The 24169-nt window shown below is 68.8% G+C and carries 18 protein-coding genes; 14 read left to right on the top strand and 4 right to left on the bottom strand.

Annotated features, from left to right (window positions below; genetic code table 11):
- Window positions 1-18: 18 nt before the first annotated feature.
- The gene (locus LGN17_RS32810; RefSeq protein WP_226201027.1) at window positions 19-636 is read left to right on the top strand and encodes an SCO family protein; all 618 of its coding nucleotides are present in this window, start codon (window positions 19-21) and stop codon (window positions 634-636) included.
- A 140-nt stretch (window positions 637-776) separates the two neighbouring features.
- Here the strand turns inward: LGN17_RS32810 and LGN17_RS32815 are convergent, their stop codons facing one another.
- Window positions 777-1067, bottom strand: coding sequence for a YciI family protein (locus LGN17_RS32815; RefSeq protein WP_039346187.1), 291 nt, complete (start codon window positions 1065-1067; stop codon window positions 777-779).
- Between the two features lie 243 nt (window positions 1068-1310).
- Between LGN17_RS32815 and LGN17_RS32820 the strand changes: the two genes are divergently transcribed.
- Together LGN17_RS32820 and LGN17_RS32825 are read left to right on the top strand one after the other, a co-directional pair.
- The gene (locus LGN17_RS32820) at window positions 1311-2915 is read left to right on the top strand and encodes a methyl-accepting chemotaxis protein (RefSeq protein ID WP_226201028.1); all 1605 of its coding nucleotides are present in this window, start codon (window positions 1311-1313) and stop codon (window positions 2913-2915) included.
- A 213-nt stretch (window positions 2916-3128) separates the two neighbouring features.
- Complete coding sequence (locus tag LGN17_RS32825) at window positions 3129-3944, top strand: MetQ/NlpA family ABC transporter substrate-binding protein (protein WP_175970695.1); 816 nt, start codon at window positions 3129-3131, stop codon at window positions 3942-3944.
- A gap of 114 nt (window positions 3945-4058) precedes the next feature.
- On the opposite strand, the gene LGN17_RS32830 is transcribed toward LGN17_RS32825, so the two are convergent.
- Window positions 4059-4367, bottom strand: a complete 309-nt coding sequence (locus LGN17_RS32830; protein ID WP_175951468.1) for a VF_A0006 family four-cysteine protein — start codon at window positions 4365-4367, stop codon at window positions 4059-4061.
- A 333-nt stretch (window positions 4368-4700) separates the two neighbouring features.
- Here LGN17_RS32830 and LGN17_RS32835 point away from each other — a divergent pair, with 333 nt between their 5' ends.
- The 11 genes from LGN17_RS32835 (at window position 4701) to nagE (ending at window position 20834) form a co-directional block, all read left to right on the top strand.
- Window positions 4701-5666 carry an ABC transporter substrate-binding protein gene (locus LGN17_RS32835; protein WP_226201029.1) on the top strand — a complete coding sequence of 322 codons (966 nt, stop codon included), beginning with the start codon at window positions 4701-4703 and terminating at the stop codon, window positions 5664-5666.
- Between the two features lie 139 nt (window positions 5667-5805).
- The gene (locus LGN17_RS32840; protein WP_226201030.1) at window positions 5806-6702 is read left to right on the top strand and encodes an ABC transporter permease; all 897 of its coding nucleotides are present in this window, start codon (window positions 5806-5808) and stop codon (window positions 6700-6702) included.
- A gap of 1 nt (window position 6703) precedes the next feature.
- Window positions 6704-7498 (top strand): ABC transporter ATP-binding protein, encoded by a 795-nt coding sequence (locus LGN17_RS32845; RefSeq protein ID WP_226201031.1) that lies wholly within the window; start codon window positions 6704-6706, stop codon window positions 7496-7498.
- Between the two features lie 294 nt (window positions 7499-7792).
- Entirely contained in the window at window positions 7793-8500 is a 708-nt protein-coding gene (gene imuA, locus LGN17_RS32850) for a translesion DNA synthesis-associated protein ImuA (RefSeq protein ID WP_226201032.1), read from the top strand.
- A complete protein-coding gene (locus LGN17_RS32855; protein WP_226201033.1) occupies window positions 8433-9920 on the top strand; it encodes a Y-family DNA polymerase in 1488 nt (495 codons plus the stop codon). Before imuA ends, LGN17_RS32855 begins: the two co-directional genes overlap by 68 nt.
- A gap of 6 nt (window positions 9921-9926) precedes the next feature.
- On the top strand, window positions 9927-13130 hold the full coding sequence (locus LGN17_RS32860) for an error-prone DNA polymerase (protein WP_226201034.1): 3204 nt from the start codon (window positions 9927-9929) through the stop codon (window positions 13128-13130).
- 318 nt (window positions 13131-13448) lie between these two features.
- The gene (locus LGN17_RS32865; RefSeq protein ID WP_226201035.1) at window positions 13449-14183 is read left to right on the top strand and encodes a GntR family transcriptional regulator; all 735 of its coding nucleotides are present in this window, start codon (window positions 13449-13451) and stop codon (window positions 14181-14183) included.
- 98 nt (window positions 14184-14281) lie between these two features.
- Window positions 14282-15385 (top strand): N-acetylglucosamine-6-phosphate deacetylase, encoded by a 1104-nt coding sequence (gene nagA / locus LGN17_RS32870; protein ID WP_041492962.1) that lies wholly within the window; start codon window positions 14282-14284, stop codon window positions 15383-15385.
- A complete protein-coding gene (locus LGN17_RS32875) occupies window positions 15378-16394 on the top strand; it encodes an SIS domain-containing protein (protein WP_226201081.1) in 1017 nt (338 codons plus the stop codon). Before nagA ends, LGN17_RS32875 begins: the two co-directional genes overlap by 8 nt.
- Before the next feature lie 15 nt (window positions 16395-16409).
- Window positions 16410-18992 (top strand): phosphoenolpyruvate--protein phosphotransferase, encoded by a 2583-nt coding sequence (ptsP, locus tag LGN17_RS32880; protein WP_226201036.1) that lies wholly within the window; start codon window positions 16410-16412, stop codon window positions 18990-18992.
- 87 nt (window positions 18993-19079) lie between these two features.
- Window positions 19080-20834 (top strand): N-acetylglucosamine-specific PTS transporter subunit IIBC, encoded by a 1755-nt coding sequence (gene nagE / locus LGN17_RS32885; RefSeq protein ID WP_226201037.1) that lies wholly within the window; start codon window positions 19080-19082, stop codon window positions 20832-20834.
- Between the two features lie 151 nt (window positions 20835-20985).
- Here nagE and LGN17_RS32890 read toward each other — a convergent pair whose 3' ends face one another.
- Together LGN17_RS32890 and cydX are read right to left on the bottom strand one after the other, a co-directional pair.
- Window positions 20986-23469 (bottom strand): family 20 glycosylhydrolase, encoded by a 2484-nt coding sequence (locus LGN17_RS32890; RefSeq protein ID WP_226201038.1) that lies wholly within the window; start codon window positions 23467-23469, stop codon window positions 20986-20988.
- Between the two features lie 533 nt (window positions 23470-24002).
- On the bottom strand, window positions 24003-24119 hold the full coding sequence (gene cydX / locus LGN17_RS32895) for a cytochrome bd-I oxidase subunit CydX (protein WP_128849540.1): 117 nt from the start codon (window positions 24117-24119) through the stop codon (window positions 24003-24005).
- Between the last annotated feature and the right edge of the window lie 50 nt (window positions 24120-24169).

The following is a 24169-nucleotide window of genomic DNA, read 5'->3' on the forward strand; positions in this document are numbered from 1 at the left end:
CCGCACGGTTTGAACGCAATGCTCCAATCACGGTTCGGGCGCCGCGCGCGCCAAGGCTGGATGTTCGCATGCGCATTCACGGCAGCGCTGCTGCTCGCCGGATGCGACAACGCGCCGAAATTCCAGAATCTCGACATCACCGGCAACACGCAATTCGGCAGCGACTTTTCGCTGCCCGATACGACCGGCAAGGTGCGCACGCTCGCCGACTTCAAGGGCCGGGCGGTCGTGATGTTCTTCGGCTATACGCACTGCCCGGATGTGTGCCCGACGACCATGGCCGAGCTGTCCGAAGCGTTGAAGCAGCTCGGGCCGGATGCCGCGAAGCGCGTGCAGGTGCTGTTCGTGACCGTCGACCCGGAGCGTGACACGCCGGCGCTGCTCGGCCAGTACGTGCCCGCGTTCGATCCGTCGTTCATCGGCCTGCGGCCGGCCGACGAAGCGGCACTGAAGAAGGTCACGAAGGATTTCCGCGTGTACTACGCGAAGGTGCCCGGCAAGACGCCCGGCAGCTACACGATGGATCACACCGCCGCGAGCTACGTGTTCGACCGCGACGGCAAGCTGCGCCTGTTCGTGCGCGACGGCCAGGGCCCCGGCCCGTGGGTCCACGACCTGAAGCTGCTGGTCGACTGACCGGCCGCCGCCGGGCGCCCGGCCCGGCGATCACGTGACGGCCGCCACGCGCCGTCACGCTTTCCCGCTTCCCTCGTTGATTGCATGCGCCGCGCGTCGGGCGGCGTGGCGGCCTGCGCGCGCATCGCGCAGGCGTCGCGTTACGGCAGCGCCGGTACGTTGAAGCCGGATGCGGCACGCGTGATCCGGAATTCCGTCACGCGATACGTGGCGAGCCCTTCGGTGACGAACGGATCGGTCTTCAGGATCGCGTCCAGTTCGTCGCGATCGATGCGGGCCGCGAGGATCACGCCGCCTTCGCGCGGCACCTTCGGCCCGGCCGCGATGAAGATGCCCTTGTCGAACTGCGGCTGCAGGAATGCGCGATGGCGTTCGAGCGCGTCGTCGATGCGCTCGAGCGATGCGGTGTAGTGAATGTCGATGACGTACATGGATGGCCCCGGAATGGTGCCGGCTCTTCGCGTGCCGGCTGGCCGGTCTTTTTAGCACAGCGGATGCGGGCTGTCGCGCCGGTGGTCGCGGGGAGGGGCGCGGGCGGCGTGTCGATCGCCGGTGCGTGGCGCCCGTTCGTATTCAAGTTGTAAGCCTCGGTGCCGTAAATGAATGGGCAAGCGTTTGCGCGCGGCAGGCCGTTCGCGCGCAGCGTGCGCATCGACATCGACAAAGGCACGCAGATGAGCAGAATGAGTTTGAACCGCAAGCTGTGGCTCGCGCTTGCGCTGGTATGGATCGGTCTCCTGGGCGTTGGCGCATGGAGCGCGTACGAGACGCGCGCGACGATGCTCGCCGAACGCAAGGCCGGCATCGCGAATCTCGTCGATTCGGCGGCCGGCATCGTGAAGGCGTATCACGCACTCGCACAAAGCGGCACGCTGCCGGAGGCCGACGCGAAGCGCGACGCGCTCGCGAGCCTGGCCGCGATGCGCTACGGCGATTCGGGCTACGTGTTCGTGATGGACTCGAAGCCGGTCGTGCTGATGCATCCGACGCTGCCGAAGCTGGTCGGCACGCAGGTCGGCGACTATCTCGACCCGGACGGCAAGCCGCTGTTCGTCACGATCCTGAACGCCGCGAAGGAAACCGGCAGCGGCTTCGCCGAGTATCGCGGGCGCCTGCCGCACAGCGAGACCGCCGTGCCGAAGATCAGCTACGTCACGCGCTTCACGCCGTGGGACTGGAACATCTCGAGCGGCGTCTTCCTGAAGGACATCGACACCATTTACTACCGGACACTGCTCGGCCACCTCGCGGTCGTGTTCGTGATCGGCTTCGTGATCAGCGCGGCGATGCTGGTGATCATCCGCAACGTGCGCGGCAGCCTCGGCGGCGAGCCCGACGAAGCGGCCGCGCTCGCGGCGCGTATCGCGCAGGGCGACCTGACGCAGCCGGTGCCCGTGCGGGCGGGCGACCGCACGAGCATGATGGCCGCGATGCACGACATGCAGGCACGGCTGCAGGCGACGATCGGCGGGATTCGCCAGTCGGCCGGAGCGATCGCGTCGGCGAGCCGCCAGATCTCGGCCGGCAACGACGACCTGTCGCAGCGCACCGAGGAGCAGGCCGCGTCGCTGGAAGAAACCGCCGCGAGCATGGAGCAGCTGACCGCGACGGTGAAGCAGAACGCCGACAATGCGCGGCAGGCGAGCGGGCTGGCGAACAACGCATCGGAGATCGCCCGTACCGGGAGCGACGTCGTGAACCGCGTGATCGGCACGATGGGCGAGATCGACGACAGCTCGCGCAAGATCGCCGACATCATCGGCGTGATCGAGGGCATCGCATTCCAGACCAACATCCTCGCGCTGAACGCGGCGGTCGAAGCCGCGCGCGCCGGCGAGCAGGGGCGCGGCTTCGCGGTGGTCGCGGGCGAAGTGCGTTCGCTCGCGCAGCGCAGCGCGACGGCGTCGAAGGAGATCCGCGAGCTGATCGTCGACTCGGTCGAGCGCGTGCGCAACGGGTCGGCGCTGGTCGGCCAGGCCGGCACGACGATGGGCGAGATCCTGCAGGCCGTCGCACGCGTGACCGACATCATGGGCGAGATCGCGGCGGCGTCCGAGGAGCAGGCGAGCGGCATCACGCAGGTCGGGCGCGCGGTCACGCAGATGGATCAGGTGACGCAGCAGAACGCGGCGCTCGTCGAGGAGGCCGCCGCGGCCGCCGCGTCGCTGCAGGAACAGGCCGCACGGCTGCGCGACACGGTCGGCGCGTTCCGGGTCGGCGGGCAGGTGGGTGGGCCTGCACTCGGCGCCACGAAGGCAGATCAGGCGGCGGTGGCGTAACGCACAGGAGGCCGATGCGCGACCTGCATAAACGCAACTAACGGCCGAGTCGCGCAGGTGCTGCCAGCACCGCTGCGGAGCATACCCATATGAGCGGGATGTATTTCACTTCCCGCCGATCCTGTGACACCATTTGCCCCTTCCTGCGAGTCGGGGCATACCCGTATCGCGCCCTATTTCGAGTAATCCAGTAAGCAAGAAAGCGAGAAACAGATGAAGCGTCGCAGTCTCCTGAAGGTATTTTCCGCGCTGGCCACCGGTGCAGCACTGACGCTGTCGGCAGGCGCGCACGCCGAAGACAAGGTGATCAAGGTCGGCACGGTCGCCGGCCCGGATTCGGAAGTGTGGCAACTCGTGCAGAAGGTCGCGAAGGAGAAGGAAGGCCTGAACGTGAAGGTCATCGAGTTCAACGACTACGTGCAGCCGAACGCGGCGCTCGACTCGGGCGACCTCGACGCGAACAGCTTCCAGCACCAGCCCTACCTCGACAGCCAGGTGAAGCAGCGCGGCTACAAGATCGTCAGCGCGGGCCTGACCTACATCTCGCCGATCGGCGTGTACTCGAAGAAGTTCAAGGCGCTGAAGGACCTGCCGCAGGGCGCGAAGGTCGCGGTGCCGAACGATCCGTCGAACGAGAACCGCGCGCTGCTGCTGCTGCAGACGCAAGGCCTGATCAAGCTGAAGGCGGGCGCCGGCACGGGCGGCAACAACGCAACGGTGCTCGACATCGCCGACAACCCGAAGAAACTGAAGATCTCCGAACTCGACGCCGCGCAACTGCCGCGCGTGCTGTCGGACGTCGACGCGGCCGTGATCAACACTAACTACGCGCTCGCCGCGAACCTGCAGCCGACCAAGGACGCGATCGCGCTCGAAGCGCTGACGAGCCCGTACGCGAACCTGATCGCCGTGCGCGCGAAGGACAAGGATCAGCCGTGGGTGAAGAAGCTGGTCAAGGCATACCAGTCGCCGGAAGTGCGGGAATTCATCAAGAAGCAGTTCAAGGGCTCGATGGTCGCGTCGTTCTGAACGCCGCATACCGGTCGAACCGCTGAATGAAAAGGGCCTGCATCGCGTGCAGGCCCTTTTTTCGTTGGCGCGGCCGATCGACGGCCGCAGGAGGTGTCGCGTTCCGCGGCCGGCTCACATCTCGCCGCGCCGCGAGCAGATCGACATGATCTGCTGGATCGCGTAATTGTCGCGCACGCCTGGCAGCGACTGCACGACACACTCATGAAAGCGCCGTTCGCGCGGCAGCAGCATCGCGTTGTTGCGATACAGCGCGTCGCACGAGCGCTGGATCAGTTGCGCCGCCGCGCCGTTGCGGCTGTCGCGCAGCGCGCCGAGCATGCAGTCGTCGTATTGCGCATAGCCGTCGGTCAGCGCGAACGCCGCGCTCGGCAGCGCCAGCGCGAGCGCCGCGAATGCGATGGCTCGGATCCCCCGTTTCATGTGCCCTCCGAAGGCGTGGATTGGGTCGGCCGACAGCATAACGTAAAGCCGCAAGCGCGGCTGACCCGTTGCGTTGGAGCCGGCGGGAACCGCCGCCGGCCGGGCTTCGCGCGCGTTCGCGGGCGTCGGCGGGCGCTGCGATTCGGGGTGTGATGCGAAAGCGCGGAGTCAGGCGGTGGTCTGCGGAAATGGTATCCTCGTGCGTTCGCCGCTGCACGCTTTCCCGGAGCGTGCGCGGGCCGCTCGCCGACGCGTCGCACGCATGGCGGCGCCCGCCTGACGGCGGCGGGAATCCATCATCCAGAACCGACACAATACGGGGGAGACACATCCATGAAGCGTTTCAAGACTTTCGCGATCCGTTCGATCACGGCCGGCGTGGCCGCACTCGCGCTGGCAGGCGCCGCGCACGCACAGACCGTCAAGGTGCTGTCGATCGTCGATCACCCGGCGCTCGACGCGATCCGCGACGGCGTGCGCGCCGAACTGAAGGCGCAAGGGTACGGCGACGACAAGCTCAAGTGGGAATACCAGAGCGCGCAGGGCAACACGGGCACGGCCGCGCAGATTGCGCGCAAGTTCGTCGGTGACCGGCCCGACGTGATCGTCGCGATCGCGACGCCGGCCGCGCAGGCGGTGGTTGCATCGACGAAGAGCGTACCGGTCGTCTATTCGGGCGTGACCGATCCGGTCGCCGCGCAGCTCGTGAAGGGCTGGGGCCCGTCGGGTACCAACGTGACGGGCGTGTCCGACAAGCTGCCGCTCGATCGCCAGGTCGCGCTGATCAAGCGCGTCGTGCCGAATGCGAAGACGGTCGGCATGGTCTACAACCCGGGCGAGGCAAACTCGGTCGTCGTCGTGAAGGCGCTCAAGGAGATCCTCGCGAAGCAGGGGATGACGCTCAAGGAAGCGGCCGCACCGCGTACCGTCGACATCGGCCCGGCCGCGAAGAGCCTGATCGGCAAGGTCGACGTGATCTATACGAACACCGACAACAACGTCGTGTCCGCGTACGAAGCGCTCGTGAAGGTCGCGAACGAAGCGAAGATCCCGCTCGTCGCCGGCGACACCGACAGCGTGAAGCGCGGCGGCATCGCGGCGCTCGGCATCAACTACGGCGACCTCGGCCGCCAGACGGGCAAGGTCGTCGCGCGCATCCTGAAGGGCGAGAAGCCGGGCGCGATCGCGTCGGAAACGAGCAGCAACCTCGAGCTGTTCGCGAACACGGGCGCGGCCGCGAAGCAGGGCGTGACGCTGTCGCCGGATCTGCTCAAGGACGCGAAGACGGTCATCAAGTAAGCCGCGGCCCGAGCGCCGCGCTTGCGGGCCCGATCCGGGCCTGAACGACACCGCCGGACGGGCGGCTCCCACCCGGGGCCGCCCGTTCGCTTCGCCCGGCCGTACACGTCCGGCCGGGAAGCAACAGGATTTCCCCATCATGTCTCTGTTCTCGTTTCTGGGCGCGCTGGAGATCGGCCTGATCTTCAGTCTCGTCGCCCTCGGGGTGCTGATCTCGTTTCGCATCCTCAACTTCCCCGACCTCACCGTCGACGGCAGCTTTCCACTCGGCGGCGCCGTCGCCGCGACGCTGATCTCGGCCGGCCACGACCCGTTCAGTTCCACCTGCATCGCGATCGTCGCGGGCGCGGCGGCCGGCTTCGTCACCGGGTGGCTCAACGTGCGCCTGAAGATCATGGATCTGCTCGCCAGTATCCTGATGATGATCGCGCTGTATTCGGTGAACCTGCGGATCATGGGCCGGCCGAACGTGCCGCTCATCACCGAGCCGACCCTCTTCACCGTGCTGCAGCCCGACTGGATGCCCGACTACGTGCTGCGCCCGGCGCTGCTCGCGATCGTCGTCGTGGTCGCGAAGCTCGGCCTCGACTGGTTCTTCTCGTCGCAGCTCGGCCTCGCGATGCGCGCGACCGGCGCGAACCCGCGGATGGCGCGTGCGCAAGGTATCGCGACCGGCCGCGCGACGCTCGCCGGGATGGCGCTGTCGAACGCGCTCGTCGCGCTCGCAGGCGCGTTGTTCGCGCAGACGCAGGGCGGCGCGGACATCTCGATGGGGATCGGCACGATCGTGATCGGGCTGGCCGCGGTGATCATCGGCGAAACGCTGCTGCCGGCGCGCCGGCTCGTGCTGACGACGCTTGCCGTCGTGCTCGGCGCGATCGTCTACCGCTTCTTCATCGCGCTTGCGCTCAACAGCGAATTCATCGGGCTGAAGGCGCAGGACCTGAACCTCGTGACGGCCGCGCTCGTCACGATCGCGCTGGTGCTGCCGGCGACGCGCAAGAAGCTGTTCGCGCGCAAGAACGGAGGGGCCTGACATGCTGTCCGCACAAGACCTGACACTCACGTTCAATCCCGGCACGCCGATCGAGACGCGTGCGCTGCGCGGGCTGTCGCTCGAGATCCCCGACGGCCAGTTCGTCGCGGTGATCGGCTCGAACGGCGCCGGCAAGTCGACCTTCCTCAATGCGGTCAGCGGCGACCAGGCCGTCGATGCGGGACGCATCTCGATCGACGGCACGGACGTCACGCGCAAGGCCGCGTGGGATCGCGCGCACCTCGTCGCGCGCGTGTTCCAGGATCCGATGGCCGGCACCTGCGAGGCGCTGACGATCGAGGAGAACATGGCGCTCGCGATGGCGCGTGGTGCGCGGCGCGGCTTCCGGGCCGCGCTCGACCGGCCGTCGCGCGAGCTGTTCCGCGACAAGCTGCGGCTCCTGAACCTCGGCCTCGAGAACCGGCTGACCGACCGGATCGGGCTGCTGTCGGGCGGCCAGCGGCAGGCGGTGAGCCTGTTGATGGCGTCGCTGCGGCCGTCGCGGATCCTGCTGCTCGACGAGCACACCGCCGCGCTCGATCCGAAGACGGCCGCATTCGTGCTGGAACTGACCGCGCGCATCGTCGCCGAGAGCAAGCTGACGACGATGATGGTCACGCACAGCATGCGGCAGGCGCTCGACTACGGCGACCGCACGGTGATGCTGCACCAGGGGCAGGTCGTGCTCGACGTGTCGGGCGACGCGCGCAAGGGGCTCGACGTGCCGGACCTGCTGCAGATGTTCGAGAAGGTGCGTCACGAGCAGCTCGACGACGACGCGTTGCTGCTCGGCTGACGGGCGGCAGGCGGGCCGGCGCGGTGCGGGATGCCGCACCGTGCCGGTTTGCGTGAGGCGTGGCATGCCGATCCGGCCGGGCGATTCGGCGCGCGTGCGTCGCATCGGGCCGGATGGTTGTGGCGGGCGTTCGGGCGGCACGATCCGGCCACGCCCGATCCGGCGCACCGTAACATGACGGGCGCGCCGGCTTTCTCCCCGTTTTTCCTCTGACAAAAACCGGTTTCGCACCGGCGCTGTGCGATGCGAGCGCATTGCCATATACTGTATATCCATACAGTTGTGGGTGGCGTCATGCTCGCATCCTCCATTTCTCCCGAATCCCTTCATCCATCGCTCTGGCGTGGCTCGCAGCTCGCGCGCGGCGGTCCGCGCACGATCGACACGGGCTTTGCGCCGCTGTCCGCCGAGCTGCCGGGCGGCGGCTGGCCGGTCGGCGGGCTCGTCGAACTGCTGGCCGCGCAGCCGGGTTGCGGCGAGATGCGGCTGCTCGCGCCCGCGCTCGCACGCACCGTCAGCGCCCGGCGTCCGCTCGCGCTCGTCGCGCCGCCGCAATCGCCGCATGCGATCGCGCTCGCCAGTCTCGGCGTGCCGGCCGACGCGTTGTTGTGGCTGCGCGCCGGCAGCCGCACGGATGCGTTGTGGGCCGCCGAACAGGCGCTCAAGACCGGCTGTTGCGGCGCGCTGCTGCTCTGGCAGGACCCGCGGCCCGATGCGCTGCGGCGCCTGCATCTCGCGGCCGCGCGCACGGGCGACACGCTGTTCGTGATGTTGCGCCCGCTGTCCGCCGCGCGGCAGCCGTCGCCGGCCGTGCTGCGCGTCGCGCTGTATCCCGTGCCGGGCGGCGTGTCGCTCGATATCGTCAAGCGTCGCGGGCCGGCGCGCGGCGAGCCGCTCGTGCTCGACCTGCCGTCGCCCATCGTGGAGAGCCGCTATGCGCGTCTTGCTCGGCATCCATCTGCCGCGCCTGCCGCTCGACGTGTGCGCCCCGCCGCCGTCTGACGCAGCGGCCGGCGGCGCCGGCTGCGCGGTGCTCGAGCAAGGCGTCGTGCTGATCGCCGATGCAGCCGCGCGCCGGCAAGGCGTACGCGCGGGCATGAAGCGCGGCGGCGTGCTGACGCTCGCGCCCGACACGCAACTCGTCGAACGCGATCCCGCGCGCGAGGCCGATGCGCTGCGCGCGGTCGCGCTCGCATTGCTGCGCTTCTCGCCGTGCGTCGCGCTCGACGACGAGGCCACGCTGATTGTCGACGTCGGCCCGAGCCTGCGCCTGTTCGGCGGCTTGCCGTCGCTGTGCAGCCAGGTGCGTGCGACGCTCGCGGCGCTCGGTTATGCGGCGCGCCTGTCCGCCGCGCCGACCGGGCGCGGTGCGTGGCTGCTCGCGCGTGTCTCGGCCCGCGCGCGGATCCGGCGCCGGGTGGCCGCCCCTGCGTCGCTGGTTCGCGCGCTCGATGGGCTGCCGTGCGTGCTGTTGCCCGATGCGCGTCCGTATGCAGGCTGGTTCGACGGTCTCGGTTGCCGCACGCTCGCCGATCTGCGCCGCCTGCCGCGCGCGGGGCTGCAGCGCCGCTGCGGTCCCGCGCTGCTGGCGTCGCTCGATCGCGCGTACGGCGATGCGGTCGAGCCGCTGGCGTGGATGGCGGTGCCGCCCGTGTTCGACGTGCGGCTCGAATTGCCGGAGCGCGTCGAATACGCGGAAGCCGTGCTGTTCGCCGCGCGGCGGCTCGTCGTGCAGCTCTGCGGCTGGCTGGCCGCGCGGCAACTGTCGCTGGCCGCGATGACGTTCGATCTCGAGCACGAGCGCGGCCGCCAGGCCGTGCCGCCGACGCCGCTCGAACTCGCGTTCGCCGCACCCGTGCGCGACGAGGCGCATTTCATGCGGCTGCTCGGCGAGCGGCTCGCGCGCGTCGAGTTGCCGGCCGCGGTGATCGCGGTGCGCCTGAAGGCCACGCGCGTCGAATCGGTCGCGCCGCCGGCCGACGATCTTTTCCCCGAGCCGGGCGGCACGCGCGAGACGCGCGCGCGGCTGTTCGAGCTGCTGGTCGCGCGGCTCGGCGCGGAGAACGTGCTGCGCGCGGCGCCGGTTGCCGATTACCGGCCCGAGGCCGCGAACCGCTGGCTGCCGCTGGATGCGCCGGCCGGCAAGCCGGCCGCTGGCCCGCCGGCCGTGCCGCCGCGTCCCGCGTGGCTGCTGGCCGAGCCGCTGCCGTTGCTGATGCGCGGGGAGCGGCCGGTATTTCATACGCCGCTCAGGATGATGTCGTCGGTGGAGCGGATCGAGGCAGGGTGGTTCGATGGTCAGCTTGCTGCACGCGATTACTGCGTCGCGCAGGACGAGGCCGGTGCGTGCTACTGGGTATTCAAGGAACGGGCGAGGAGCGAGTCCGAGCCGCGCTGGTTCCTGCACGGCCTGTTCGGGTGAGCGGCGATGGTTGCGGAATTCAGCTGGCTGCCCGATTACGCGGAGTTGTTTTGCCGCTCGAACTTTTCGTTCCTGCATGGCGCGTCGCATGCGGAGGAACTGGTCGAGCGTGCGTCCGAACTCGGCTATCGCGGGATCGCGATCACCGACGAATGTTCGCTCGCAGGCGCGCCGCGCATGCATGTCGCCGCGAAGGCGAAAGGGCTGCCGCTCGTCATCGGTTCGTATTTCGAAGTCACGCCGGATGAAGTCGCGCCTGGCCACGATCCGGGCCCCGGCGCGTTCGGGCTCGTGTTGCTGGCGCAGAACCGCGAGGGCTACGGCAACCTGTCCGAGCTGATTTCGTGGCGGCGAATGGCGTCGCCGAAGGGCACTTACACGCTGACGTCGCGGATGCTGTCGGCACCGCCTGCCGAGTTTGCCCACTTGCGCGGCGTGCCCGACTGCTTCGCGATTCTCGTGCCCACGTATCCGGTGCGTGCCGATGTACTCGATGCGCAGGTCGCGTGGTTTCGCGCGACGTTCGGCGAACGTGCGCGGCTCGGGCTCGTGCAGTTGCAGCGCGCGCTGGACGGTGCGCAGCGCGAGGAGATTCGTGCGGCCGGCGAACGACGTGGCGTGCGCATCGTCGCGCTGGGTGACGTGACGATGCACCGGCGCTCGTGCAAGGAACTGCAGGACGTGATGACGGCAATCCGCGTCGGCATGCCGGTTTCCGAGTGCGGGTATGCGCTTGCGCCGAATGCGGAACAGCATCTGCGCTCGCGACAGCGAATCGGGCAACTGTACTCGCCGGAGGAGATCGCGCAGACGTGCGCGATTCTCGATGCTTGTCATTTCGAACTCGATTCGCTGCGCTACGAATATCCCGACGAGATCGTGCCGAAGGGGCTCACGCCGACGAGCTATCTGGAACAGGAAACCCGGGCAGGCGCGGCCGAGCGTTATCCGAACGGCATTCCGGAGAAAGTGGCGAAGCAGATCCGGTATGAACTCGACCTGATCGCGAAGCTGAGCTACGAACCGTTCTTCCTGACCGTCTACGACATCGTCAAATACGCGCGCAGCCAGAACATCCTGTGCCAGGGCCGGGGCTCGGCGGCAAACTCGGTTGTCTGCTATTGCCTCGGTATCACCGAGGTCGACCCCGATCAGAGCACGATGCTGTTCGAGCGTTTCATCAGCGAGGAGCGTGGCGAGCCGCCCGACATCGACGTCGACTTCGAGCATCAGCGCCGGGAGGAAGTGATTCAGCATATCTACAAGAAATACGGCAAGGATCGCGCGGCACTCGCGGCGGCCGTTTCGACCTATCGTCCGCGCGGCGTGCTGCGCGAAACCGGCAAGGCGCTCGGTGTCGATCCGATGCTGATCGATCGCGTCGCGAAAGGGCACCGCTGGTTCGACGGCAGCCGTGACCTGCTGCAGCAATTCGCGACGACCGGGCTCGACCCGGCGACGCCGATGATTCGCGCATGGGCCGAATTGTCGGGGCGACTGCTCAACTTTCCGCGCCACTTGTCGCAGCACTCGGGCGGTTTCGTGATCAGCCGCGGCAAGCTCACGCGGCTCGTGCCCGTCGAGAACGCCGCAATGGACGGGCGGCGCGTGATCCAGTGGGATAAAGACGATCTCGAATCGCTCAAGCTGATGAAGGTCGACGTGCTCGCGCTCGGCATGCTGTCGGCGCTGCATCGCGCGTTCGACATGCGCACCGCATGGCGCGGGCCGCCGAAACCGGGCGGCGAGCCGTTCACGCTGAAGCACATTCCACAGGATGACAAGGCGACCTACGACATGATCTGTCGTGCCGACACAGTCGGCGTGTTCCAGATCGAATCGCGCGCGCAGATGTCGATGCTGCCGCGCCTGCGCCCGAAGACTTACTACGATCTGGTGATCGAGGTGGCGATCGTGCGGCCGGGGCCGATCCAGGGCGGGGCAGTGCACCCCTATCTGAAACGGCGCCAGGGAATCGAAAAGGTCAGTTATCCGAAAGAGGAATTGAAGCCCGCGCTCGAACGTACGTACGGCGTGCCGATCTTCCAGGAGCAGGTGATGCAGATCGCGATGATCGCGGCAGGCTTCACGCCCGGCGAGGCCGACGAGCTGCGCCGCGCGATGGCCGCGTGGAAGCGCAAGGGCAATCTCGAGAAATATCACCGCAAGATCGTCGACGGGATGCGCGAGCGCGACTATCCACCCGACTTCGCCGAACAGATCTTCGAACAGATCAAGGGCTTCGGCGATTACGGATTCCCCGAAAGCCACGCGGCAAGCTTCGCGAAACTCGCGTACGCCAGCAGCTGGCTCAAATGCCACGAACCGGCGATCTTCCTCGCCGCATTGCTGAACAGCCAGCCGATGGGTTTCTACCCGCCGTCGCAACTCGTGCAGGACGCGAAGCGGCACGGCGTGCAGGTGCTGCCGATCGACGTGACGCAAAGCAACTGGGAAGCGTCGCTGGAAGCGCTGCCCGACCAGCCGCCTCCGCACGGCCAACCCGCCGTGCGGCTCGGCCTGTCTCTTGTGCGCGGTCTCGGCGAAGCCGCCGCGCGCCGCATCGAAGCGGCACGCGCAGCCGGCCCGTTCGACAGTGTCGACACCCTCGCGCGCCGCGCGCAGCTCGAATGCCGCGACCTCGAAGCGCTCGCCGCCGCGAACGCGCTTGCGACGCTCGCCGGCCATCGCCGCGACGCATTGTGGCAAGCGGTCGCAGCAGCCCCCGAGCGCGACCTGCTCGCCGCCGCGCCGATCGACGAAGTGGAGAAGCCCGCATTCGGTGCGCCGTCGGAAGCCGACGACATCCTCGCCGACTATCACACCACCGGCCTCACGCTGAACCGCCACCCCGTCGCGCTGCTGCGGCCCGAGCTGCGCGCGCGGCGGCTGTCGTCCGCGGCCGAATTGCATGACCGCCCCGACGGCCGGCTCGCGCGCGCGTGCGGGCTCGTGACTGCACGGCAGATGCCGGGCACCGCGAAAGGCGTGATGTTCATGACGCTCGAGGACGAAACCGGCTGCGTGAACCTGATCGTCCGGCCCGAACTGCTCGCGCGGCAGCGCCGCGAAACCCTCGATTCGCGGCTGCTCGCGGCGTCCGGCGTGTGGCAGGTCGTGAGCGACGTGAGGCACCTCGTCGCGCAACACTTCGAGGATCTGACGCCGCTGCTCGGCGGCCTGCGCACAGCGAGCCGCGAATTCCACTGACGCACCGTGGCGGTCGCGGCGCGCCTGCCGCCATCCGTGCATACCAGTCGGCTCAACTGGTTCTATTCAGGTCTCATATTCGCGCCCAAAACCTGGCCGAGACGCGTACTGGAACTGTCCCCTTGCATACCAATCCGGGTAAATCCCTATCCGATACTTTGTTGTAAACAAAGGGTTTGTTGGAACTAAACCGCTTGCCTGGCAAGGCTTTCGGCGATTTCTGCACCGCTAATACCAGTTCGTTGACTGGTATTATGGTGGTTATATAATGCCCTCACTTTCGACGGCCCGAGGTCGTCGTCCGACACCCGGAGGCACATGGAAACCGGCTGGTCCGAACTGGCGCCCGATCCCCTCAGCGACACGCCGCTTTATCTGCAGCTCGCCCGCAACCTGGCGAGTGCGATCCACGCCGGCGCATGGCAGGCCGGTGAGGCGCTACCGTCGGAGCGGCTGCTGTCGGTGTCGGTCGGTGTGTCGCGGATCACGGCCCGTCGCGCACTCGCGCTGCTGGTCGAGCAGGGGCTGATCAAGCGGGCGCGCGGGGCAGGCAGCTTCATCACGCCGCGCGTTGCCGATCCGCTGTCGCGTCTCGTCGGCTTCACCGCGAAGATGCGGCAGCGCGGCTTCGTGCCCGATTCGGTGTGGCTGTCGCGCACGCTGCGCGCCGCAAACCGCGACGAGATCACGCGTCTCGGCCTCGCGCCCGGCGCGACGGTGGCGCGACTCGAACGGCTGCGCCGTGCGGACGGCATCGTGATGGCCGTCGAGCACTCGACGCTGCCGGCCGCGGTGGTGCCCGATCCGCAGGTGCTCGGCGCGTCGCTGTACGAATACCTCGAAGCGCGCGGGATGACCGTCGTGCGCGCGCTGCAGCACTTTCGCGCGGCGAACGCGACCCACGCGATCGCGAAATGGATGGCGGTGAAGCCGGGTTCGGCGCTGCTGGTGATCACGCGGGTCGGCTACGGCGCCGACCAGCGCGCGATCGAAGTGAGTGAAACGTATTGCCGCGACGATTACTACGACTTCGTCGCCGAACTGAAACGCTGACGCGCGAGACTGCCCGCGCGCGACCCGCGTGAAGCAACGACACGGATTTGCAAATCACGACGCGGATGCTCGCGTCACCAGATCATCAAGAGAACGTCATGCTGACTGGAAACATCCTTACCCCCGACGGCTGGATTCACGGTTCGCTCGATAGCGAGAACGGCCGCATCACGACCCTCGACGGCAAGCCCGTCGATCCCGCGAAGAACGACGCGCCTTACATCCTGCCCGGCTTCATCGACCTGCACGTGCACGGCGGCGGCGGCGCCGACGTGATGGAAGGCGGCGACGCGATCGAGACGATCGCCCGCACGCACGCGCAATTCGGCACGACGAGCCTGCTCGCGACGACGATGACCGCGCCGCGCGACGAACTGATGAAAGTCGTCGGCAATCTCGGCAGCGTTGCACGCACCCGCACGCCGGGCGGCGCGCGCGTGCTCGGCGTGCACCTCGAAGGGCCGTACATCAACCCCGGCAAGCTCGGCGCGCAACCCGACGCGGCCGTGTCGGCCGTGCTCGACGAAGTGCTGAAGTACCTGTCGATCGCGCCGATTCGCGTCGTCACGCTCGCACCGGAAATCGCCGGCCACATCGAGATCATCGGCGAGATGGCCGCGCGCGGCGTGCGCGTGCAGCTCGGCCATTCGCTCGCGACCTACGACGACGCGGTGGCCGCGCTCAAGCACGGCGCGTGCGGCTTCACGCACCTGTTCAACGCGATGTCGCCGCTGCATCACCGCAACCCGGGCCTGGTAGGCGCGGCGCTTGCGCATGCCGAATACGCGGAAATCATCCCAGACCTGCTGCACGTCCACCCGGGCGCGATTCGTGCTGCGCTGCGCGCGATCCCGCGCCTGTACGTCGTGACCGACAGCACGTCCGCCACCGGGATGCCCGACGGCGAATACCGGCTCGGCAGCCAGCACGTGACGAAGTGCCTCGGCGGCGTGCGGCTGGCCGACGGCACGCTCGCCGGCAGCACGCTGACGATGGATCAGGCGCTGCGCAACCTCGTGTCGCTCGGCCTGCCGATCGCCGACGTGTCGAACCGGATGTCGCGCTATGCGGCCGACTACCTCGGCGTCACCGATCGCGGCCGCCTCGAGCGCGGCGCATGGGCCGACCTCGCGGTGTTCGATCGCGACCTGAACCTCACCGCGACTTACGTCGAAGGAGAATCGATTGTCGAATATGCTTAAGGAAGCGCGCGAGTCCGCCCAGGTCGTCGCCGCGCAGATCGCCGACACCACGCGCGTCGAAGCGCTCGCCGGCCAATTGCTCGATCACCCGCCGGCCGTCGCGCTGACGGTCGCGCGCGGCAGCTCGGATCACGCCGCGAACTATTTCGCGAGCCTGACGATGAGCCGCCTCGGCGTGCCGGTCGCGTCGCTGCCGATGTCGGTCGCGACGCTGCAGCAGGCGCCGCTGAAGGTGCAGGACCAGCTCGCGATCGCGTTCTCCCAGTCGGGCAAGAGCCCCGATCTCGTCAACACGATGGCCGCGCTGCGCGAAGCCGGTGCGCGCACCGTCGCCGCCGTGAACGTGTTGCCGTCGCCGCTTGCCGATGCATGCGAGCACCAGTTGCCGCTGCTCGCCGGCCCCGAACTGTCGGTGGCCGCGACCAAGAGCTATATCGCGATGCTGTCGCTGTCCGCGCAGATCGTGGCCTACTGGCAGCGCGACGCCGCGCTGATGACCGCGCTGCGCGGCCTGCCCGACGTGCTCGCGCAGGCCGGCCAGCTCGACTGGTCGCGGGCCGTTGCCGCGCTGGCGGGCGTCGAACGGATGATCGTGATCGGCCGCGGCCTGGGCCTCGCGATCGCGCAGGAAGCCGCGCTGAAGCTGAAGGAAACGTCCGGCATCCAGGCCGAGGCCTTCTCGAGCGCCGAAGTCCGTCACGGCCCGATGGAGCTGATCGACCGCGACTATCCGCTGCTCGTGTTCGCGCCGCCGGGGCCCGAGCAGGCCGGCCTGCTGCAGCTCGCCGAAGACATGCGCGCCCGCGGCGCCGCCGTGCTGCTCGCGGCGCCCGCCGGCACGCCCGGCACATCGGGCACGGTGCTGCCGCTCGCGCAGTCCGCCCATCCGGCGCTCGACCCGATCGCCGCCATTCTTTCGTTCTACGTGATGGCGGCGGATCTCGCCGTCGCGCGCGGCCGCAATCCCGATACGCCGCGCCACCTGAACAAAGTCACCGAAACGCACTGATAGCCGAGACAGCCGATGAGACGCGCCGAGGAGTCCCAGTTGAAGAGCCCCACCCCCGATCAGATCGTCCTGCTTGCCCCGTTGACGGGGCCGATCGTCGCGCTGGCCGACGTGCCCGATCCGGTGTTCTCCGGCGGGATGTTCGGCGACGGCATCGGCATCGACCCGCTCGCGGGCCAGCTCGTCGCACCGTGCGCGGGTGTCGTGTCGCATCTCGCCCGCACGGGCCATGCCGTGACGATCACGACGCCGCAAGGCGCGGAAGTGCTGCTGCACATCGGCATCGATACCGTTGAACTGAACGGGCAGGGCTTCATCGCGCACGTCGAGGCCGGCGCGCGTGTCGAGGCGGGCACGCTGCTGATCGAGTTCGACCAGGACGCGGTGGCGCGCAGCGCGCATTCGCTCGTGTCGGTGATCGCGATCGCGAACTCGGATGCGTTCGAGGTCGTCGAGCGCGCCAGCGGTTTCGCGACGGCCGGCGAGACGCCGTTGCTGGCGTTGCGCGGCAAGGGCGAAGCGGCCGCGCAGGCAGCGCAAACCAGCGCGGCGGCGGGGAACGAAGTGCGCCGCGAAATCGTGCTGGCGCAGCCGGGCGGCCTGCATGCGCGGCCGGCCGCACGTGCACGTGAAGCCGTGCGCGGGTTCGACGCGACCGTCGACGTGCTGTTCGACGGCCGCAAGGCATCGATCGCGAGCGTCGTCGGCCTGCTCGGCCTCGGCGCCGGGGAAGGCGCGACGGTCGAACTGGTCGGCCGTGGCGCGCACGCGCAGCAGGCTGTCGATGCGGTCGAGCACGAGCTGTTGCGCGAAGCGCACGGTGAAGTCGAGGAAAAACCGGCGCGGCTGAGGTCGCCCGCGCCGCAGACGGTCGCGCGCAACGTCGGCGCGCCGATCGACCCGAACACGCTCGCGGGTGTGTGCGCGGCGCCCGGTATCGCGGTCGGCACGCTGGTGCGTCTCGACGATGCGGAAATCGTGCCGCCCGAGCAGGCTGCCGGCACGCCGGCCACGGAAAGCCGTCAGCTCGACCAGGCGCTGAAGTCCGTCGATGCGGAACTCGACGAAACGGTGCGCAACGCATCGGCGCGCGGCGCGGTCGGCGAAGCGGGCATCTTCGCGGTGCACCGCGTGCTGCTCGAGGATCCGACGCTGATCGACGCGGCGCGCGACCTGATCAGCCTCGGCAAAAGCGCGGGCTTCGCATGGCGCGCGACGATCCGCACGCAGATCGACACGCTGTCGAAGCTCGACGATGCGCTGCTCGCCGAACGCGCGGCCGACCTGCGCGACATCGAGAAGCGCGTGCTGCGCGCGCTCGGTCATACGAACGGCGCCGCGCGTGCGCTGCCGGACGAGGCCGTGCTCGCGGCCGAGGAATTCACGCCGTCCGACCTGTCGTCGCTCGATCGCCAGCGCGTGACCGCGCTCGTGATGGCGCGCGGCGGCGCGACGTCGCATGCGGCGATCATCGCGCGGCAGCTCGGCATTCCGGCGCTGGTCGCGGTCGGTGATGCACTGTACGCGATTCCGGACGGCACGCAGGTCGTCGTCGATGCAAGCGCGGGCCGGCTCGAGCACGCGCCGACCGCACTCGACGTCGAGCGCGCGCGGCACGAGCGCCAGCGCCTGGACGGTGTGCGCGAGGCGAACCGGCAACTGGCGGGTGTTGCCGCCTCGACCGTCGATGGCCGTGCGATCGAGGTCGCCGCGAACATCGCGACGCTCGACGACGCGAACACCGCGATCGACAACGGCGCGGACGCGGTCGGCCTGCTGCGCACCGAACTGATGTTCATCCATCGCCAGGCCGCGCCGACGGTCGTCGAACACCAGCAGAGCTACCAGTCGATCGTCGACGCATTGCAGGGCCGCACGGCGATCATCCGCACGCTCGACGTCGGCGCCGACAAGGAGGTCGACTACCTGACGCTGCCGCCCGAACCGAACCCGGCGCTCGGCCTGCGCGGCATCCGCCTCGCGCAGGTGCGCCCCGACCTGCTCGACGATCAGTTGCAGGGCCTGCTCGCGGTGAAGCCGTTCGGCGCGGTGCGCATCCTGTTGCCGATGGTCACCGACGCGGGCGAGATCGTGCGGCTGAGAAAGCGTATCGACGAGTTCGCGCGCGCACAGGGCCGCACCGAGCCGATCGAGGTCGGCGTGATGATCGAGGTGCCGTCGGCCGCGCTGCTGGCCGACCAGCTCGCGCAGCACGCGGATTTCCTGTCGATCGGCACCAACGACCTGACGCAGTACACGCTCGCGATGGACCGCTGCCAGGCCGACCTGGCCGCGCAATCCGACGGCCTGCATCCGGCCGTGCTGCGCCTGATCGACATCGCGGTGCGCGGCGCCGCGAAGCACGGCAAGTGGGTTGGCGTGTGCGGCGCGCTCGGCGGCGATCCGCTCGCGGTGCCGATCCTGGTCGGCCTCGGCGTGACCGAACTGTCGGTCGACCCGGTGTCGGTGCCGGGCATCAAGGCGCGGGTGCGCCGTCTCGATTACCAGTTGTGCCGTCAGCGCGCGCAGGATCTGCTCGCACTCGATTCGGCGCAGGCGGTAAGGGCAGCAAGCCGCGAGGTCTGGCCGCTCGACTGAACGTCGAGGGCAGGCTCGCGACCCGTTTTACTACGAAAGCAATTAGGTCAACGACGCTTAACGACGAGACAAGGATTGGAGGACTGAATGAACGGGAATCCGTTTCTGAAAATACAGGGCCTGGGCCGGGCGCTGATGCTGCCGATCGCGGTATTGCCGGTTGCCGGCATCCTGCTGCGACTCGGTCAGCCTGACGTGTTCAACATCAAGATGATCGCCGACGCCGGCGGCGCGATCTTCGACAACCTGCCGCTGCTGTTCGCGATCGGCGTGGCGGTCGGTTTCGCGAAGGACAACAACGGCGTGGCGGCGCTCGCGGGCGCGATCGGCTACCTGATCGAAACCGCGATCATGAAGGACATCGATCCCAAGCTGAACATGGGCGTGCTGTCCGGGATCATCGCGGGTGTCGTGGCGGGCCTGCTGTACAACCGCTACAAGGACATCAAGCTGCCGGACTACCTCGCGTTCTTCGGCGGGAAACGGTTCGTGCCGATCATCACGGGGCTGGCCTGCGTGGTGCTCGGCATCGTGTTCGGGTATGTATGGCAGCCGGTCCAGCATGCGATCGACGCGGCCGGCCAGTGGCTGACGACGGCGGGCGCGATCGGTGCGTTCGTGTTCGGCTTCTTGAACCGCCTGCTGCTCGTCACGGGCCTGCACCACATCATCAACTCGCTCGCATGGTTCGTGTTCGGCAACTTCACGCCGCCCGCCGGCGGCGAGATCGTGCACGGCGACCTGCACCGCTTCTTCGCGGGCGACCCGACCGCGGGCACCTTCATGGCCGGCTTCTTCCCGATCATGATGTTCGGCCTGCCGGCCGCGTGCCTGGCGATGCTGCACGAAGCGCCGAAGGAACGCCGCGCGATGGTCGGCGGCCTGCTGTTCTCGATGGCGCTCACGTCGTTCCTGACCGGCGTGACCGAGCCGATCGAATTCAGCTTCATGTTCCTCGCACCGGTGCTGTACGTGATCCACGCGGTGCTGACGGGGCTGTCGCTCGCGATCTGCCAGATCCTCGGCGTAAAGCTCGGCTTCACGTTCTCGGCCGGCGCGATCGACTACGTGCTGAACTACGGGCTGTCGACGAAGGGCTGGATCGCGATCCCGCTCGGCATCGCGTACGGCGCTGCGTACTACGGACTGTTCCGCTTCTTCATCCGCAAGTTCAACATGGCCACGCCGGGCCGTGAGCCGGCATCGGCCGATTCGGCAGTCGAATCGTACGCATCGGGCGGCTTCGTCGCACCGGCTGCCGGCGCCGCGCCGCGCGCGCAGCGCTACATCGCCGCGCTCGGCGGGGCGGGCAACCTGTCGGTCGTCGACGCCTGCACGACGCGCCTGCGCCTGACCGTCGTCGATCCGGAGAAGGTCTCGGAGCCGGAACTGAAGTCGATCGGCGCGCGCGGCGTGCTCAAGCGCGGCGGCAACAGCGTGCAGGTGATCATCGGGCCCGAGGCCGACATCATCGCCGACGAGATGCGTGCCGCCATCGGCAGCGGCGCGGCGGGCGCGGCATCGACGGCGACGGCTGCCGCGGCGCAGCCCGTCACCGGCGCGGCCGCCGGCCCGCTCGATCCGGAGCCGACGCGCTGGCTCGCGGTGTTCGGCGGCGCGACCAACGTCGCGTCGCTCGATGCGGTCGCGACCACGCGCCTGCGTGTGGTCGTGCGCGATCCGTCGGCGGTCGATCGCGATCGTCTCGGTGCGCTCGACGTCGCGTGGGTGTCGCTCGACACGTTCCACATCGTCTGCGGCAACGCGGCGGCACGCTATGCCGAACAGCTCGGCGCGCGCCTGCCGCCGTCGGGCGGAGGGGCGGCTGCGCAGCCGGCATGACGCAATAAGGCCGGCAGGATTCGCGCTGCGGGTTCGCGCCGGTCGGCAGAAACGAAAACGGCTTGCGATGCGTCGCAAGCCGTTTTTCCTTGGTGCGAATGAAGGTGCGATGTGCCCGCCAGCATCGCGCATCGCCTGGTCGCTCAGTGGATCACGGATTCGTCAGCGTGAAGGTCGGCTTCCGGTAGCCGACGCCGGCCCGGTCGAGCTTCGGCAATTCGCGTTGCACGAGCAGCGTCGCGAAGCCGGCCCAGTCGCGCTGCAGCGCGGCGATGTCGACGTGATGCGTGTCGCCGCGCTTGAAGCGCACGCCGGCCGCATACGGCAGCTCCCAGTCGGCCCGGTGCCAGGCGCGCTCGGCCAGCGCGAGCAGCCTCGGATAGGCCATGTACTCGAGGAAGGTGTCGTTGCGCATCACCTCGCCCCACGCCTGCCCCTGCATGCCCTCGATGCGTGGCGCGGGGCCCGTGCCCGTGACCTCGAACGCGTTGCCGTCACGGTCGCCCATGACTTCGGCGTTCTGCGGCAGGTTCTCGGGCGCGAGCGAGAACACCTTGTACTCGTCCGTCGCGTGCGAGCCCCAGTAGTAGCCGCGCTCGCGCGGGTTGAGCGTGTACGGGAAGTCGAAGTACAGGTAGTCGGGCAGTGCCAGCACCGTCAGGTAGCCCTTGCCGCTCAGGTCGCGTGCGCTATCCGACGCGCCCCAGAAGATCGTGTCCCACAGCGACACCATCACGTGGCGCGTGCCGAAGTCCTGCGGCCCGTTGGCATGCTTGATGCCGTCCTGCCACGCGGCCATCGTGTCGATCCCGTTCGCGTTGACCGCCGCGCTCACCTGTTGCGCGAAACGCGTCGGCAACTCGTCGATCGACTTGATCTCGCCGCGCTGGAGCAGCGCCGTGCACGCGGGCGAACGCGCCCACGGCTTGTCCTGCGCGGCGAGATCGATGCGCCCCTTGTTCGGATCGGTGCCGTTCAGCGGCTGGAAGCCCGCGCCGAGGAAGATGTTCTTCGCCTCGTCGCCGCCGTAGTGCCAGATGTGCAGCGGCGCCTGCGCGTCGGCATGCATCGCGGCGATCTCGCGGATCACCTTCGATGCGAAATTGAGCGCGCCCGGCACGCAGGGGTTCAGGTCGCTGCGCCGGTCGTAGAACTGCACCGTCGTCAGGTTCGAGGTGTCCTGCGGATCGAGCAACCGGTATGCGTTCGCTTCCTGCTCGCGGCCGGCTGCATGCAGCCGCTTGTAACGTGCCTCCATCGTCACGACGGCCGCGCGCGCATGCGCGGGCATGTCGATCTCGGGGACGATCTCGACGAAATGCGCGGCCGCGTAGCGCACCAGCGACACGTAGTCGTCACGCGTCAGGTAGCCGCCGCCCGAGCGGTTGTCCGGGCCGGAGCCGAGCTGCGGCAGCAGGCAGCGCGTCTCGCTCGGGTCGTGGCAGCGGCGTCCCCCGATCTCGGTCAGTTCGGGCAGGCCGGGAATCTCGATGCGCCAGCCTTCGTCGTCGGACAGATGCAGGTGCAGGCGATTGAGCTTGTACGCGCTCATCTGGTCGATCAGGCGGCGCAGCGTGGCCGGGTGCTTGAAGTTGCGCGCGAGATCGACGTGCATTCCGCGATGCGTGAAGCGCGGCGCATCCTCGACCCGCATCGCCGGGATCGGGCCGCCGCCGGCGGGTGCGAGCGAGTAGAGCGTCTGCACGCCGTAGTAGAGGCCGGCGCGATCGTAGCCTTCGATCAGCACGCCGCGCGGCCCGATTGCGAGCCGATAGCCGCCCGGCGTCGCGATGTCGGCCGGCAGCCGGCGCGGCGCGACGGCGCCACGCACCGGCACGCGCGCGCCGTCGAGCCCGAGTGTCGTCGCGCGTTCGCGCAGCGCCGCGACCTGTGCGTCCGGTAGATCGGGTAGCGCGAGCTCGACGCCGCGCAGGTCGAGCGTGCCGGGCAGCGGCTGCTCGCGCTTCACGCTCGGCAGCGCGCGGCTCGCATCGGGCCGCGCGGCCACGGGCGGCGCATTGCCGGTCGAGTTGTTCTGCGCGTCGGCCGGCAGCGATTCGACGTAGCGCAGCTCGTCGTCGGTGTCGTCGTAGCGGAGCACGGCGGGCGGCGCGCCATCGACGACCACGTACGGGCGCGGAATCACGTCGCTGTAGCGCAGCAGCCAGTATTCGGCGACGAACGGCAGCTCGATGCGCTCGCCCGGTGCAAGGCGCACCGAGCCTGGCTGCGGCGTCAGCTCGTACAGGTCGCCGGTGAGCCGTCGCAGCGCGAAGCCGGGACGGTCGATCCGCAGCAGGCGGCGGATGCTGTGCAGGTAGAGCTTCCAGCCGCCGTCGGCGATCGCCTGGTGGCCGCGGTTCTGCAGGATCAGGCGGCCCGTCGCGCAGGCCGCGCCGTCGGCGCCGAGATCGGCGCACGGCACGCCGGCCGCGGCCGCGTGATTGTTGTCGACGGCGACGCGCAGCGCGAGGCCGTTCGACAGCCGCGCCGCGAGATCGGCCGGCGGCACGGGGGGCCGTACGGCGCCGGTCGCCGCGACCACGGCGCTCGACGCGGGCAGCGCGCCGAGCGCGACCGGCGACAGTGTCGCGACCAGCAGGCCGGCAAACAGGGTGGACAAGGTTCGGTTCATGCGGACTCCTGAGAAAAAAAGGGGGCGTGGCGGCGTCACGGGATGACGTCGCTGCAAGCGGGTCTTTCAACGGAGCTGCGGGGACAACAGGGTGCGCGGGCGATGCGGCTGCTCCGCGCGCAGTCGGCACGCGGGCGCGTGCGTTACGGAACGGGTGGCGGGCAGGCGTGCCGGTCGGATCGGCGCGGGCGGGTACGCGTCTTCATCGGCGGCGCGCGGCAGCGGCGGGTGCTGCCGCGGCGGCGCGCCCGATGGCAAAGGCGCGCACGCGATCCACGCGGACGAATCGACGACGAGACAGCGCGCATGCGCGCGCCACATACGGGTTTCGCATGTCTCCCCCACCAGATGGATTCGGCCTGTCTGCGGCCGTGTCCAAAGATCTTATGAAACCTTTTATTGGTATTCAAGTGGTATCAATCTGGCGCTAAATTGGCATCGGCACGCTGGGCCTGTCCGGCCGGGACGAAAAAAAACCTCGCGCGAGGCGAGGTTCCTTCGGGACGGCGGCGGCGCGATCGGCCGCATACGCGTCAGTCGCGGCGAACGCGTGCTTCCTGCGTCTTCTGCCGCGCTTCGAGCCACATCGCATTGACGATGCCGAACGACAGCGCGACGCCGATACCGAGAATCCAGCTGAAATACCACATGATCCGACTCCTTGCGAAACGGTGGGAGAGGGCGCGTGCGCGCCCCCGGC

Source organism: Burkholderia sp. AU30280 (genome assembly GCF_020420125.1).
In the GTDB taxonomy this organism is placed as follows: Bacteria; Pseudomonadota; Gammaproteobacteria; order Burkholderiales; family Burkholderiaceae; genus Burkholderia.

Excerpts from the sequence above, each read along its gene's own strand:
- LGN17_RS32830 (WP_175951468.1), bottom strand. The coding sequence starts at position 4,367 with ATGAAACGGGGGATCCGAGCCATCGCATTCGCGGCGCTCGCGCTGGCG.
- LGN17_RS32865 (WP_226201035.1), top strand. The coding sequence starts at position 13,449 with ATGGAAACCGGCTGGTCCGAACTGGCGCCCGATCCCCTCAGCGACACG.
- LGN17_RS32825 (WP_175970695.1), top strand. The coding sequence starts at position 3,129 with ATGAAGCGTCGCAGTCTCCTGAAGGTATTTTCCGCGCTGGCCACCGGT.
- LGN17_RS32875 (WP_226201081.1), top strand. The coding sequence starts at position 15,378 with ATGCTTAAGGAAGCGCGCGAGTCCGCCCAGGTCGTCGCCGCGCAGATC.
- LGN17_RS32815 (WP_039346187.1), bottom strand. The coding sequence starts at position 1,067 with ATGTACGTCATCGACATTCACTACACCGCATCGCTCGAGCGCATCGAC.
- LGN17_RS32810 (WP_226201027.1), top strand. The coding sequence starts at position 19 with ATGCTCCAATCACGGTTCGGGCGCCGCGCGCGCCAAGGCTGGATGTTC.
- ptsP (WP_226201036.1), top strand. The coding sequence starts at position 16,410 with ATGAGACGCGCCGAGGAGTCCCAGTTGAAGAGCCCCACCCCCGATCAG.
- nagE (WP_226201037.1), top strand. The coding sequence starts at position 19,080 with ATGAACGGGAATCCGTTTCTGAAAATACAGGGCCTGGGCCGGGCGCTG.
- imuA (WP_226201032.1), top strand. The coding sequence starts at position 7,793 with ATGCTCGCATCCTCCATTTCTCCCGAATCCCTTCATCCATCGCTCTGG.
- LGN17_RS32835 (WP_226201029.1), top strand. The coding sequence starts at position 4,701 with ATGAAGCGTTTCAAGACTTTCGCGATCCGTTCGATCACGGCCGGCGTG.
- LGN17_RS32855 (WP_226201033.1), top strand. The coding sequence starts at position 8,433 with ATGCGCGTCTTGCTCGGCATCCATCTGCCGCGCCTGCCGCTCGACGTG.
- LGN17_RS32840 (WP_226201030.1), top strand. The coding sequence starts at position 5,806 with ATGTCTCTGTTCTCGTTTCTGGGCGCGCTGGAGATCGGCCTGATCTTC.
- LGN17_RS32860 (WP_226201034.1), top strand. The coding sequence starts at position 9,927 with ATGGTTGCGGAATTCAGCTGGCTGCCCGATTACGCGGAGTTGTTTTGC.
- LGN17_RS32820 (WP_226201028.1), top strand. The coding sequence starts at position 1,311 with ATGAGCAGAATGAGTTTGAACCGCAAGCTGTGGCTCGCGCTTGCGCTG.
- cydX (WP_128849540.1), bottom strand. The coding sequence starts at position 24,119 with ATGTGGTATTTCAGCTGGATTCTCGGTATCGGCGTCGCGCTGTCGTTC.
- nagA (WP_041492962.1), top strand. The coding sequence starts at position 14,282 with ATGCTGACTGGAAACATCCTTACCCCCGACGGCTGGATTCACGGTTCG.
- LGN17_RS32890 (WP_226201038.1), bottom strand. The coding sequence starts at position 23,469 with ATGAACCGAACCTTGTCCACCCTGTTTGCCGGCCTGCTGGTCGCGACA.
- LGN17_RS32845 (WP_226201031.1), top strand. The coding sequence starts at position 6,704 with ATGCTGTCCGCACAAGACCTGACACTCACGTTCAATCCCGGCACGCCG.